We start from the raw sequence: 13184 nt of genomic DNA, 5'->3' as shown, positions 1-13184 counted from the left end.
CGATGAAACTGGCGATGAAATTGCGGACCCGGCTTTTCCTGAGCATCTCCGCACTGATCACCGTCGCGTTGCTCGGGCTCTTGCTCGGGCTGGTCAGCGTGATGCAGATGGCCGGCAGCCAGGAAGCACTGATTCGCAGTAACTTCATCACCCTGGACCTGGGGCTCAAGCTGCGTCAGACCCTGGGTGATCAACTGATCATCATGCTCAGCGAGAAGCCTGACTCCGCCGCTTTCGCTGCCTCGAAGCAGCGTTACTTCGAACTGCTGGAGGAGGGCATCGCCCAGGAACCGGAGGAAACCGCAAGCGAGCACGGTTTCAGAAAAGCCAAGGCCGACTACGAGCGTTTTATCCAGGCTTATGAAGCGTCCCCGGACCCGTCGAAGGTGCTCAGCAGCCACGACAACCTGACGGAAAAATTCAATGCGCTACGCAATGGCCTGATCGCCGAGCACAAGCGCGCGCTTGATAACATCAGCGATACCGAGCGCCAGGCCCGGGAGCAGGCGCTGCTGTTTGCCGGGTTGCTTGGCCTGGTGGGGCTGGCGGTGCTGATCATCGGCTTCGTGACCGCACAAGCCATCGCCCGGCGTTTCGGGGAGCCCATCGAGGCCTTGGCCAAGGCGGCGGACAATATCGGCCAAGGCAATTTCGATGTCACCCTGCCGATTTCTTCGGCGGTGGAACTGAACCAGCTGACCCGGCGTTTCGGGATCATGGCCCAGGCGCTGCGTGAACATCAGGCCACCAACGTAGATGAGCTGCTGGCCGGTCAGCAGCGCTTGCAGGCCGTGCTCGACAGCATCGACGACGGACTGCTGATGATCGACCGTCAGGGCCATCTGGAACACCTTAACCCTGTAGCCCAGCGTCAGTTGGGCTGGGAGTCCGATCGTCTGGGTCAGGGGCTGGGTACGGCGCTGGAGCGCCCCGAGCTCGATGAGCAGCTGCAACTGGTGCTGCGCGGCGGCACGCTGGAGCGGGCGCCGGAAGACTTGAGTGTCGAAGTCGATGGTGAGTCGAGACTGCTCACCTACAGCCTGACCCCGGTCAGCCATACCCAGGGCCATATTCTGGGTGCCGTGATGGTACTGCATGACGTCACGGAGCAACGAGCGTTCGAACGGGTACGCAGCGAATTCGTATTGCGAGCCTCCCATGAATTACGCACACCGGTCACCGGCATGCACATGGCCTTCGGATTGTTCCGTGAGCGCGCTCACTTTGCCCCGGACTCCCGGGAAGCCGACCTGCTCGATACCGTTAACGAAGAGATGCAGCGGCTGATGCAGTTGATCAATGACCTGCTGAATTTCTCCCGTTACCAGAACGGTTTGCAGAAACTCACCCTGACGCCGTGTTCCATCGAGGCGTTGCTGGAACAGGCTCGGTCACGTTTTGCCACATCGGCCGAAGAGAAGGAAATCAATCTGCTGGTGGAAGTGCAGGGGCCTTTGCCGCGGTTGCAGGCCGACCAGCCACAACTGGAGCGGGTACTCGACAATTTGCTCGACAACGCCTTGCGTCACACCGGCTCCGGCGGGCGGATACGCTTGCAGGCCCGGCGTCACGGTGACCGGGTCATCATCAGTGTCGAAGACAACGGCGAAGGTATTGCCTACGGTCAGCAGGGGCGGATCTTCGAGCCCTTCGTGCAGGTTGGACGCAAGAAGGGCGGGGCCGGGCTCGGCCTGGCCTTGTGCAAGGAAATCGTGCAATTGCATGGCGGACGGATGGGTGTCTATTCACGGCCGGGGCAAGGTACTCAGTTCTACATGACGCTGACCGTTTAGGTCACCCTCACGCTTCGTCATCCAGGCGCCGGCCGGCTCGACGCCGTCCCCGGGTAATCAATTCAGTGAACTGCACTGCGCTCAACGCGCGGGCGAACAGCCAGCCCTGGCCGAACTTCACGCCTTCACTGCACAGGAACGCGGCCTGGGCCTCATGTTCGATGCCCTCGGCAATCACCTTCAGGTGCAGCGACTGGGCCATATGAATGATATGCGGCGCCACGCCGCTGCTGGCGGCGTCATGGCCCAGCGCATCAATGAACGCCTTGTCGATTTTCAGACAATCGACCGGCAGGGTTTGCAAATAGGCGAGGCTGCAATAGCCGGTGCCAAAATCATCGATCAACACCTGATGCCCGACATCCCGTAGCGCTTGCAGGTTTTCCCGAGCCACCACCACATCGACCAGCCCGCGCTCGGTGACTTCAAAAGCAATTTGCCGCGCAGCGACGCGATGCAGGGTCAGCAGCCGCGCCATCACCTGGCCAATCCGCGGAACCATCACATCACACGCAGCGAGATTGACCGAGATGTACAGCTGCGGGTTCGCACGCAGCAACTGGCCGAGTTGCTCGAGCAGGCGCTGCAAGACGAAGTCCGTCATCTGGCGAATCTGCCCGGTGTTCTCCGCCATCGGAATGAACAGGTCGGGACTGGTCAGGGTACCGTCCGGCCTGCGCCAGCGCAGCAGTGCTTCTGCCCCGACACAGTTGCGGCTATCAAGGTCGAAGATCGGTTGGTACAGCACCTGCAACTCGCCACGGCGAATCGCGCCGGCCAGCTCGGCGTCCAGCGACTGCCGTTGGCGCACCAGCAAAAACACCAGGAACCCAACGCATATGCCCAGCGCAAGGCTGGCCGGCAGCAACCACCACCAGACCGCCGGGATATGCATGCCGGTGCGCGGGCTGATCAACACCAATTGATATTCCGGGTTGTCGGTGGGCATCCGGTATATCAGGCGTGCCTGGGTGATCTGCAGCGCATCACGGTTTTTTGGTGGCCAGGCCTCGGCCGGCGGCCAGACCTGAGAAGCGCCCAGCACCGGAATCGCGCGCGCGCCATGGTCCAGAACTACCAGCAGGCTGCTGCCCGGCGACAGGTCGACCATATCGGTCAAATGCCCGCGAGAGGTCGCCACCCGGAAATTCCCGCGCCCGAGCATCAGCGCGGCACGGTTTTCATCGGGTTCAGTGGTGGTATTGAGCCAATAGCTGTAAGTCGGGCCTTTGATGTCTGGCGATCGACTCAGCGACAGCCCTTCCTGACGAGGGCGATTGGAGCAGATTCGTGAAGAGTCCATGTAGGCGGCTTCGTAGACGAAGCGATAATTGAACGTAACCTGTTGCAAGGTCGCGATCATTTCAGCATCGCAGCCGCGCAACGGTTGCGCTTCAAGGTCATCAAGGCTTTCACGCAGCTGCCCGAAGAGCTGTTCGAGGCGGGCGAGGAAGCGTTCGCCCTGAGCATTCATTTCTTCGCTTTCGCTTTGCTCGACCTGGTGTATGGCGACGAACAGGCTGCCGGCCATCAATAATGTTGCGCTCAAGACAGTAGACATCAGCCCCAGGAACCAGGGGCGATGGAACCAACTACGGAAGGTCTCTCGAGCAGCAGTCATTGTGCAATATCCGATGTATTACCAATGAGTTATAGCTGCTGATTGGAAAAAAGCCCTGACCGTCGGGCGGGCGTCATTATTTTGTCTGGTTCAACACCCACAGTAGCGCGGCGGTTTGCGCATCCGGAGTGCCATCGAAACGCGCCGGACGGAAATGCATCTGAAATGCCGCTATCACATGTCGTGTCGCGACATCGAGCTCGCCGGTCTGTGGCGAGGCATAACCCAGGCGGGCCAACTGCGCCTGAAACCAACTGATGCTCGGCAACTGCTCGGCGAACAACATTTGCTGGCGCGCCACCGACTGTTCATTCGGCCAGATGCCCAAGCCTTCGGCGGCCAGACGCTTCCAGGGGAACAGCGGCCCCGGGTCCAGCTTGCGCAAGGGAGCAATATCACTATGGCCAATGATCTCGCGAGGTTTTATGCCGTGACGTTTGCTAATGTCCTTGAGCAACACGATCAGCGACTGGACCTGGTCTTCGGTGTAGGGATACCACACGCGTCCGGTCGGGGTGTCCTCGAAGCCCGGGTTGACGATTTCGATACCGATGGAACTGGAGTTCAGCCAGGTGCGGCCATTCCACTCACTCTCCCCGGCGTGCCAGGCCCGCACATTTTCATCCATCAGCTTGTAGATGGTGGCGCCCTTGTCGTCGCCGATCAGGTAATGGCTGCTGACCTCACCGTGGGTCAGCAATTGCAACGAACGCTCCAGCGAAGCATTGGTGTAATGCACCACCACAAATTGCACGCGGCTGTCGTAATTGGCCGAAGAGTGGCTGGTGTTGAAACGGGGGCCGCTGGCGCAGCCGGCAAGCACAATCAGCGATAAGATCAGAGCAAAATATTTCATGGCGAAAGGCAGTACACGCAAGACAATAATGCAACAGTGTAACGTAATGCCTTGCGGGCGGACGGCAATCCCATCGAATTAAACAAAATGGAACAGATCACCGTCAGCTCGGTTCCACTCGGTTGCGGCCGGCATTTTTTGCGCGATACAGCGCCTGATCGGCTCTTTTAAGTACCTGATCGCTATGTTCACCCGGCCTGAACGCCGTCATTCCGATAGACACGGTGATGGTCACCGGCTCTCCCTTGAAGTGGAACGGACAGGCTTCAATGGAGGCCCGCAAGCTTTCCAGCATCTTCAGCCCCGCCGCCGGCACCGTGGATGGCATTAACAGCACAAACTCCTCGCCGCCGAACCGGGCAATGAAATCCGTTCCGCGCAGCCGCTTGCGCAACACGCTGGCGATGATTTTCAGCACTTTGTCACCGGCCAGGTGCCCGTAGTTGTCATTGATGCGCTTGAAATGATCGAGGTCGAGCATGGCCAGCAACAGCGTGTTGCCATGTTGTTGCCATTGTGTGACTTCATGACCCAGGCGCTCGCTCCAGGCCGCGCGGTTGGGCAGCCCGGTCAACGGGTCGACCAATGCCTTCTGTCGTTGCTCTTCAAGGTGCTCGCGGTAACCCTGGGCCTCCTGCTCCATATGGGCGACCCGCTCGGCCAGGCTGTGCAGGCGCGCAGCGACCTCCTGCTCGCGCTCATCGCGCTGTTTCTGGTGCTGGTCCATGGTGCCCAGCAAGCCTTCGAGATGGTTTTCCAGTACGTGCTTGAGGTCTTCCAGGTCCGCGGCTTCCTGCATGCTGCTTTGCAGGCCATCGACCTGTTCGCGGATCTGCGTGTCCATCTGTCGCGCAGCCGAACGGTTGTCGGCGTGTCCCGCGGTGGCGGCCTGCAAGTTGCTCTGGAACGATTCGAGACGCTCGTTCAGTCGTTGCAGATAGGCTTCGAACTCATGCTGGCCACTGTCGGTAATGGCCAGCATCAATGTGGCGAAGTCGTCGAGAATCGGCAGCAATTCGTACCAGTTCAGACCGTTTTTCAGACGATCGCGCATGGATTCGGCTTGTGGACGATGACGCTCGGGCAGTGTCAGGTCGTCGAGCAGCCCCAGCAACGTGTCTTCGATGTGGCTGGCCACCGAGCTGTAGGAGGGCTCGGGGGAATCCGGAAGTGCGTAGAGAATGTCGTGTTCGGATGGCGTCTGATCGACGACGGCGTCCTGCATCGGAATCGGAGGTAAGGGCAAGCTATCGGGCGATGCTTGCGCGGTCAGCTCGTCGGGGTTCGCTTGCGACTCAGGTGATGTCGCGATGGTTTCCGGGATCGGTTTCTCGGCCGATTCGATTTCCGCCGCGGCTGCACTGGGTGGTTGAGGCTCCGCAGCCGGAGGTGCAAAAGCCACGGCTGGCTCGGTTGGCGCGAACTCGTCTTCGACTCGCTCAACAGCGGGTACCTCGCAGCTTGCCGCAGGGCTCTCGGCTACAGGGGCAGCCAGCGCAGGAGCAGCGGCCGTCGATGCCTCCGTCTCCTGCGCTTCACGACCGCCGAACAACCGCTGCAGCAAGCCCGGCCGGCCGTTCTCCGTTGGGGTCTCCAGCTGGCTCAGGGCCTTGCCCTGCAAGCCACTCAGCTCGCTGAGCAGCAAGGGCATCTCGCGCGCCTGACTGACCCGCGCATCCAGGTGCTTGGCGAAATTCTTGAGTGGCCGACTCACATCCCGTGGCAATGGCAATGTTTGCAGTTGCGTGACCAGCGCAGTCAAGGCGGCACTGGTCTGGTTGACTCGGGTTTCCCGACGCTGTTCGGAGTCGAGCACGGCTTTTTCCAGGCGTGGAATCAGCGCAGCCAGGCCGGCGTCCATGTCATCGGTACGCACGACTTCGCGCATTTCCTTCATGCATTGGTCAACGGCGCGGTCCGTACCTTCCGCTGCCAGGGTGCTGCGCACCAGCCCGCGACGCAGCAAGTCGAGCCGCGCGTCCCAACGACGTTCGAGCTTTTCCTGTTGTTCGATGCTTTTGAGGTATTTCTCTTTCCAGCGCTGTGCTTCGTCGCTCATTCATGGGATCCGCGAGGGGCAGGACTCAACGCGGGCAATGCATCGGCCGTGAGCGAACCCGGCAAACGAATCTCTACCGCGACCGGCAGGTGATCGGAAATGGGCTGTGCCAGCACCTCAACCTTTTCCAGGGTCAGGCTCGGGCTCAGCAGGATATGGTCCAGGCAGCGCTGTGGGCGCCAGCTGGGAAACGTCGCTTCCAGTTGCGGCGCGAGCAGGCCGAGATCGCGCAACGGGGAATGTTGCAGCAGGTCACTGGCATGGGTGTTCATGTCGCCCATCAGTACTTGATGCTTGTAGTCGCCGATCAACTCGCGGATGTAGGCCAATTGCAGACTGCGTGCCCGGGCGCCCAACGCCAGGTGCATCATGACCACCACCAGCGCTTCCGGGCCTTCGCCGAACCGTACCAGAATGGCTCCGCGACCCTTTGGTCCCGGCAACGGATGATCCTCAATTGCCCACGGACGCAATCGGCTGAGCACGCCATTGCTGTGCTGGGCCAGGCGACCGAGATTACGATTGAGTTGTTGATACCAGTAGGGAAAGGCGCCGAGCTGGGCCAGGTGTTCGACCTGATTGACGTAGCCTGACCGCAGGCTGCCGCCATCGGCCTCTTGCAAGGCGACCAGATCGAAGTCGCCCAGCAGATTGCCGATTTTCTGCAGGTTATCGGCACGCCCCGTATGCGGCAGCAGGTGCTGCCAGCCCCGGGTCAGGTAATGCCGATAGCGCTCGGTACTGATGCCGACCTGGATATTGAAACTGAGCAAGCGCAGACGACTGTCTGCGGGCAGGCCCGTGGACTCCAGATGATGCTCGTTGACCCGCGGATCATGCAGGCCAACGATGCGTTCAGTACCCCATCGGCGCATGGCAGTGACTGCCCTTAGTTGGCGGCAGCCTTGTTAGCCGCTCGCTCTTTGTCGATCAGTTTGTCGGCCAGTTGCAGGGCCTGTTCGGCACCGCCGGCAGAACCCACGTCGAAGCGATACTTGCCGTTGACGACCAGGGTTGGAACGCCGGAGATTTCATACTTCTTGGCCAGCTCACGGGCTTGAACAACCTGGCCCTTGATAGCAAAGGAGTCGAAGGTGGCCAGGAATTTATCCTTGTCTACGCCCTGGGTAGCCAGGAAGTCAGCCATGTCATTCTTGTCGATCAGCTTCATTTTTTTGTTCTGGATCGCGTCGAATACCGCGGCATGAACCTTATGCTCAACACCCATGGACTCAAGGGTCAAGAACATTTGGCCATGAGCATCCCAAGCTCCGCCGAACATGGCCGGAATACGCTTGAAATTCACATCGGATGGCAGCTTTTCAGCCCAAGGATTGATTGTCGGTTCAAAATGATAGCAATGCGGGCAGCCGTACCAGAACAGCTCCACCACTTCGATCTTGCCAGGCACGGCAACCGGAACCGGATTGGTCAGCTCGACATAAGGGGCGGCTGGGGCGTCGGCGGCCTGGGCAGTCATGCCAAACAGGCTGGCAGCGGCAAAAACGGCACTGATGATCAGATTACGCATGCTTTACTCCTGGACAAATTTTTTCGCCGCGCGCGATTGTTTTCAGACAAATCCTGGCGGGCTTGAGTTCTGTAGTGTAACGGCAGCGGCCACAAAAAAGGGCGGCCAAAGCCACCCTTTTTATACTTGCCGAGACGGATTAATCGAGCGTTAACGTTGCAGGCGATCAGCACGCCGTTCAACGCCCGATCCAGCGGCCTTAGTGCAGGCCTTGAATGTAGCTGGACACCGCGGCGATGTCTTCGTCGCTCAGCTTCTTGGCAATGCTCTGCATCGGTTTGGTATCGCCGTCGTTGGTGCGGCCACCTTCTTCCTTGCGGAAATCGACCAGTTGCTTGCCGACGTATTGAGCGTGCTGGCCACCCAGGTGCGGGAAACCGGCAGCCGCGTTACCTGCGCCATTTGGCGAGTGGCAACCGGTGCAGGCTGGCAGGCCCTTGGCCAGGTCACCACCACGGAACAGGGCCTCACCGCGAGCGACGATCTTCGGATCGGCGGCACCGACGCTGCCTTTCTGGCTGGCGAAGTAGGCGGCGATGTCTGCCAGGTCCTGATCGCTCAGGTTGGTCAGCAGGCCGGTCATTTCCAGAACGGTGCGCTTGCCCGACTTGATGTCGTGCAATTGCTTGGTCAGGTAGCGTTCACCCTGACCTGCCAGTTTCGGAAAGTTTGGCGCCATGCTGTTGCCATCCGGGCCGTGGCAGGCGCCACAGACGGCGGCTTTGGCCTGGCCGGCTTTTGCATCACCCGGTTGTACTGCCTCACCTGCAGCATGGGCCATGCCGGAGATGCCCACGGTCAACAGCAGACTCACGATCAATTTCTTCATCAGCTAATCCAACTACGGCTAAGGGTTAAGAGTTATGGACCGGGCTTACTCGCTCATCCAAAGGATGATGGCTTGGTAATCCTCGGCACTGCAGTCCATGCACAAACCACGCGGCGGCATCGCCTTGAAACCCTGGGTCACGTGTTGCACCAGCGTCTCCATACCTTTCGCCAACCTCGGCGTCCAAGCTTCCTGATCGCCTTTTTTCGGCGCCATGGGGAGTTGGCCGGAATGACAGGCACCACAAACACGGTTGTACACAGCTTCCGGATCCTGTGTAGCCTGAGCGCTGTAAAGCGGCATCAATACACCGGCAGCTAGCAGCCATTTCGTCATAAAACGACCTTTTCAGGGTTGAGAGCGAGCTGCGTTCTAGTGCGCAATCAAGGTCTGTCGCTCTCGTGAACTTCGTCCTACGCTGGGACAAAGCGCACACAAAATCTGCGGCATTATATACTGGCGTCACTGAAACGGAAGCGACACTGCTTGCCGCACCCATTCCTGGCGCCGCCCACATCGGAAATCCCATGCAACTCAAGAATCCCATCCTCGGTCTGTGCCAACAGTCCACCTTCATGCTCAGCGCCGCCAAAGTCGATCAATGTCCAGATGACGAGGGCTTCGAAGTCGCCTTCGCCGGGCGTTCCAACGCCGGCAAGTCGAGTGCCTTGAACACCCTGACCCACGCCAGCCTGGCGCGCACCTCGAAAACCCCGGGACGCACGCAGCTGTTGAACTTCTTCAAGCTAGACGATGAACGCCGTCTGGTCGACCTGCCGGGCTACGGTTATGCAAAAGTACCGATCCCGCTCAAGCAACACTGGCAGCGTCACCTGGAGGCATATCTGGGTGGTCGCGAGAGTTTGAAGGGTCTGATCCTGATGATGGACATCCGCCATCCGATGACCGATTTCGACCTGCTGATGCTCGACTGGGCCGTGGCTGCAGGCATGCCGATGCACATTCTGCTGACCAAAGCGGACAAGCTGACCTATGGCGCGGCCAAGAACACCCTGCTCAAGGTTCAGGCGGAAATCCGCAAGGGTTGGGGCGATCTGGTGACAATCCAGCTGTTTTCGGCCCCCAAACGCATGGGCCTGGAAGATGCCTACACCGTACTGGCTGGCTGGATGGAGCTGGCGGACAAGGGTGCCGAAGCAGAGATTCAATAAATATCAAAAGCTGTTTGTGGTGCGCTCAGGCAAGGCAAAAGCGCGGCTCGAAAGCGGAGTTTAGGGGCCTAAATGAGCATTTCGAGCCGCGCTTTTAACGCAGCCTGAGCGCATCACAGACAGTTTTTCTCGGGGCAAAAAAAACCCCGGGCTTCATATGGGGAGGGAGAAGTTCCGGGGTTGAAGCTCTAGACCGCTAGGGCGGGGTCCAGATATCTGCCAACACTTAACACAACATAGGAGCATCGAAGGGCTTCACCAGCCATTCAGTAACTCTGAGTGGTGGTGCGCAAGATTAGTTCAGATTTTTTTCAGATAGCTTTGAAATTACTCTGATAGCCCTCCGGACCAAGCTGTTTTTTTTGCGCCCTTCTACCGCGGCACTATGCCGCAGCAGAACTCGACAATTTTCTGTAGGAGCGAGCTTGCTCGCGATGGAATTTCAGTCGAAATCGATGTGTCTGACACTCCATCGCGAGCAAGCTCGCTTCTACAAGAAGGCTCAGTGAGCCTCATCCCAGTTATTTCCAACACCCACTTCGACCAGCAACGGCACATCCAGCTTCGCCGCCTCGCTCATGTGTACGCGAATTTCATCGCGAACCTGGTCGACCAGGTCTTCACGCACCTCGAGCACCAGTTCATCGTGCACCTGCAAGATGACTTTGGCGTCGAGGCCCGACGCGGTCAGCCAGTTATCCACCGCGACCATGGCTTTCTTGATGATGTCCGCAGCGGTGCCTTGCATCGGTGCGTTGATTGCCGTGCGTTCGGCAGCGGCGCGCTCTTGCGGCTTGTTGGAGTTGATGTCCGGCAGGTACAGGCGACGGCCGAAGAACGTCTCGACATAACCTTGCTCGGCGGCCTGGGCACGCGTGCGGTCCATGTACTGGCGAACGCCGGGGTACCGGGCGAAGTAGGTATCGATGTAGGCCTTGGCGGTCTTGGTGTCCACGCCGATGTCCTTGCCGAGCTTCTGCGCGCCCATGCCGTAGATCAGGCCGAAGTTGATCGCCTTGGCGCTGCGGCGCTGGTTGGAGGTCACTTCGGCCAGTTCGACCTTGAACACTTCGGCGGCGGTCGCGGTGTGTACATCCAGATTGTGGCGGAAGGCATTCATCAGCCCTTCATCCCGGGACAGGTGCGCCATGATCCGCAGTTCGATCTGCGAATAGTCCGCAGCCAGCAGCTTGTAACCGACCGGGGCCACGAAGGCCTGGCGGATGCGACGCCCTTCGGCGGTGCGCACCGGGATGTTCTGCAGGTTCGGATCGCTGGAGGACAGCCGCCCGGTGGACGCCACCGCCTGGTGATACGAAGTATGGATCCGCCCGGTACGCGGGTTGATCTGCTCCGGCAGACGGTCGGTATAGGTGCTTTTCAGCTTGCTCATGGAGCGATATTCCATGAGCACTTTCGGCAATCGATAGTCGTCTTCTGCCAGTTTGGCCAGCACTTCTTCGGCGGTCGATGGCTGGCCCTTGGCGGTTTTCTTCAGTACCGGCAGGCCGAGCTTCTCGTATAGGATCACACCAAGTTGCTTGGGCGAACCGAGGTTGAATTCCTCGCCGGCAATCTCGAAGGCTTCACGCTCCAGCGCCACCATCTTGTCGCCCAGTTCGATGCTTTGCACGCCCAGCAAGGCGGCGTCGACCAATGCCCCCTGGCGCTCGATACGCGCCAATACCGGCACCAACGGGATTTCGATGTCGGTCAGTACGCCGGCCAGGCTCGGAATAGCCGAGAGTTTTTCGAACAGGGCATGGTGCAGACGCAAGGTGATATCTGCATCTTCGGCGGCGTAAGGCCCGGCCTGCTCCAGGGCGATCTGGTCGAACGTCAGCTGTTTCACGCCTTTGCCGGCGATGTCCTGGAAGCTCACCGTGGTGTGGTCCAGATACTTCTGCGCCAGGCTGTCCATGTCATGGCGGGTGGCCGTGGAGTTGAGCACGTAGGACTCAAGCATGGTGTCGAAGGCGATGCCACGCACGGTAATGCCGTTGTCCTGATCGCCGCCGATGGCGCAGTTGGCCAGGATGTTCATGTCGAACTTGGCGTGTTGGCCGACCTTGAGCTTGTTCGGATCTTCCAGAATCGGCTTGAGCGCACGCAGGACCGTGTCACGATCCAGCTGCTGCGGCACACCGATGTAGGAATGAGTCAACGGGATGTAGGCCGCTTCGTTAGCCTGAACCGCGAACGACAGGCCCACCAGTTGCGCCTGCTGCGCATCGATGCCGGTGGTTTCGGTGTCGAAGGCAAACAGTTTGGCGTTGTTCAGTTTTTCCAGCCAGGCATCGAACCGCGCTTGATCGAGGATGGTTTCATAGGCGGCTTCAGCAGCGACGGCCGGTGCTTCGGCCTCTGGTTCGCTGAACAGATCGGCGGCCGGTGCTGGCTCGGCGGCAGCGCTCAGTTCCAGGCGTTTGGCGTCGCGATCAAGGTCGTTCAGCCAGCTCTTGAACTCCAGCAGGGAGTACAACTCGTAGAGTTTCGCAGGATCTTCCGCGCCCATTTTCAGGTCGTCGAGGCCAACGTCCAGTGGCACGTCAACCTTGATGGTCGCCAGCTGATAGGACAGGAAGGCCATTTCCTTGTGCTCTTCGAGCTTGGCCGGCAGGGTCTTGGCGCCGCGAATCGGCAGGGTCGGCACGATGTCGAGTTGCGCATAGAGCTCGGTCAGACCGCCGTTCACACCGACCAGCAGGCCGGAAGCCGTCTTCGGACCGATGCCTGGAACACCCGGAATGTTGTCGGAAGAATCGCCCATGAGCGCCAGATAATCGATGATCTGCTCCGGAGCGACGCCGAATTTCTCCTTCACGCCCTCCACGTCCATGCTGCTACCGGTCATGGTGTTGACCAAGGTAATGTGACCGTCGACCAGTTGCGCCATGTCCTTGTCACCGGTGGAGATGATCACCGGACGATCCGCCGCCGCACTGCTGCGGGCCAGGGTGCCGATTACGTCATCGGCCTCGACGCCTTCGACGCACAGCAGCGGGAAGCCCAGGGCGATCACGCTCTGGTGCAGCGGCTCGATCTGCACGCGCATATCGTCGGGCATGCTCGGACGGTTGGCCTTGTATTCGGCGAACATCTCATCGCGAAAAGTCCCACCCTTGGCGTCGAACACCACGGCGAACGGACTGTCCGGATATTGCTTGCGCAGGCTCTTGAGCATGTTCAGCACGCCCTTGACCGCACCGGTCGGCAGGCCTTTGGACGTGGTCAGCGGTGGCAGCGCGTGAAAGGCGCGGTACAGGTAAGAAGAACCGTCCACCAGGACGAGGGGGGCTTGGCTCATGAGCAGGATCAACCTT

10 protein-coding genes are annotated in these 13184 nt (G+C 59.7%); 2 read left to right on the top strand and 8 right to left on the bottom strand.

The window, feature by feature from the left end:
* The first annotated feature begins 2 nt into the window (after positions 1-2).
* Positions 3-1793 (top strand): KinB sensor domain-containing domain, encoded by a 1791-nt coding sequence (locus tag KGB29_RS27690; RefSeq protein WP_090452335.1) that lies wholly within the window; start codon positions 3-5, stop codon positions 1791-1793.
* Positions 1794-1800: 7 nt separating this feature from the next.
* Here the strand turns inward: KGB29_RS27690 and KGB29_RS27685 are convergent, their stop codons facing one another.
* The 7 genes from KGB29_RS27685 to KGB29_RS27655 all read right to left on the bottom strand — a co-directional run bounded on the left by KGB29_RS27685 (position 1801) and on the right by KGB29_RS27655 (position 9025).
* Positions 1801-3414: an EAL domain-containing protein gene (locus KGB29_RS27685; RefSeq protein WP_057712590.1), complete on the bottom strand. Its 1614-nt coding sequence runs from the start codon at positions 3412-3414 to the stop codon at positions 1801-1803.
* 76 nt (positions 3415-3490) lie between these two features.
* A complete protein-coding gene (locus KGB29_RS27680; protein WP_057716533.1) occupies positions 3491-4270 on the bottom strand; it encodes an N-acetylmuramoyl-L-alanine amidase in 780 nt (259 codons plus the stop codon).
* A gap of 103 nt (positions 4271-4373) precedes the next feature.
* Entirely contained in the window at positions 4374-6329 is a 1956-nt protein-coding gene (locus tag KGB29_RS27675) for a GGDEF domain-containing protein (protein WP_154909711.1), read from the bottom strand.
* On the bottom strand, positions 6326-7204 hold the full coding sequence (locus tag KGB29_RS27670; protein WP_057712592.1) for an endonuclease/exonuclease/phosphatase family protein: 879 nt from the start codon (positions 7202-7204) through the stop codon (positions 6326-6328). The genes KGB29_RS27675 and KGB29_RS27670 overlap by 4 nt, the downstream gene beginning before the upstream one ends.
* A gap of 14 nt (positions 7205-7218) precedes the next feature.
* The gene (gene dsbA, locus KGB29_RS27665; protein WP_090452332.1) at positions 7219-7860 is read right to left on the bottom strand and encodes a thiol:disulfide interchange protein DsbA; all 642 of its coding nucleotides are present in this window, start codon (positions 7858-7860) and stop codon (positions 7219-7221) included.
* A 199-nt stretch (positions 7861-8059) separates the two neighbouring features.
* Entirely contained in the window at positions 8060-8689 is a 630-nt protein-coding gene (locus KGB29_RS27660) for a c-type cytochrome (protein WP_056726709.1), read from the bottom strand.
* 45 nt (positions 8690-8734) lie between these two features.
* Positions 8735-9025, bottom strand: coding sequence for a c-type cytochrome (locus KGB29_RS27655; RefSeq protein WP_008002190.1), 291 nt, complete (start codon positions 9023-9025; stop codon positions 8735-8737).
* Positions 9026-9216: 191 nt separating this feature from the next.
* Between KGB29_RS27655 and yihA the strand changes: the two genes are divergently transcribed.
* Positions 9217-9861 carry a ribosome biogenesis GTP-binding protein YihA/YsxC gene (gene yihA / locus KGB29_RS27650; RefSeq protein ID WP_057712595.1) on the top strand — a complete coding sequence of 215 codons (645 nt, stop codon included), beginning with the start codon at positions 9217-9219 and terminating at the stop codon, positions 9859-9861.
* A 502-nt stretch (positions 9862-10363) separates the two neighbouring features.
* Here yihA and polA read toward each other — a convergent pair.
* Positions 10364-13168 (bottom strand): DNA polymerase I, encoded by a 2805-nt coding sequence (gene polA / locus KGB29_RS27645; RefSeq protein WP_154909713.1) that lies wholly within the window; start codon positions 13166-13168, stop codon positions 10364-10366.
* Positions 13169-13184: the final 16 nt, after the last annotated feature.

Origin of the sequence: Pseudomonas sp. BF-B-30, from assembly GCF_019956305.1 — a bacterium.
In the GTDB taxonomy this organism is placed as follows: Bacteria; Pseudomonadota; Gammaproteobacteria; order Pseudomonadales; family Pseudomonadaceae; genus Aquipseudomonas; species Aquipseudomonas jessenii.
Note: the sequence above shows the minus strand (reverse complement) of the source record. Positions and strands in the feature narration are given on the sequence as shown.

Bases quoted from the DNA above. Each gene is read 5' to 3' on its own strand.
- KGB29_RS27690 (WP_090452335.1), top strand. From the start codon at position 3: ATGAAACTGGCGATGAAATTGCGGACCCGGCTTTTCCTGAGCATCTCC.
- KGB29_RS27685 (WP_057712590.1), bottom strand. From the start codon at position 3,414: ATGACTGCTGCTCGAGAGACCTTCCGTAGTTGGTTCCATCGCCCCTGG.
- KGB29_RS27680 (WP_057716533.1), bottom strand. From the start codon at position 4,270: ATGAAATATTTTGCTCTGATCTTATCGCTGATTGTGCTTGCCGGCTGC.
- KGB29_RS27675 (WP_154909711.1), bottom strand. From the start codon at position 6,329: ATGAGCGACGAAGCACAGCGCTGGAAAGAGAAATACCTCAAAAGCATC.
- KGB29_RS27670 (WP_057712592.1), bottom strand. From the start codon at position 7,204: ATGCGCCGATGGGGTACTGAACGCATCGTTGGCCTGCATGATCCGCGG.
- dsbA (WP_090452332.1), bottom strand. From the start codon at position 7,860: ATGCGTAATCTGATCATCAGTGCCGTTTTTGCCGCTGCCAGCCTGTTT.
- KGB29_RS27660 (WP_056726709.1), bottom strand. From the start codon at position 8,689: ATGAAGAAATTGATCGTGAGTCTGCTGTTGACCGTGGGCATCTCCGGC.
- KGB29_RS27655 (WP_008002190.1), bottom strand. From the start codon at position 9,025: ATGACGAAATGGCTGCTAGCTGCCGGTGTATTGATGCCGCTTTACAGC.
- yihA (WP_057712595.1), top strand. From the start codon at position 9,217: ATGCAACTCAAGAATCCCATCCTCGGTCTGTGCCAACAGTCCACCTTC.
- polA (WP_154909713.1), bottom strand. From the start codon at position 13,168: ATGAGCCAAGCCCCCCTCGTCCTGGTGGACGGTTCTTCTTACCTGTAC.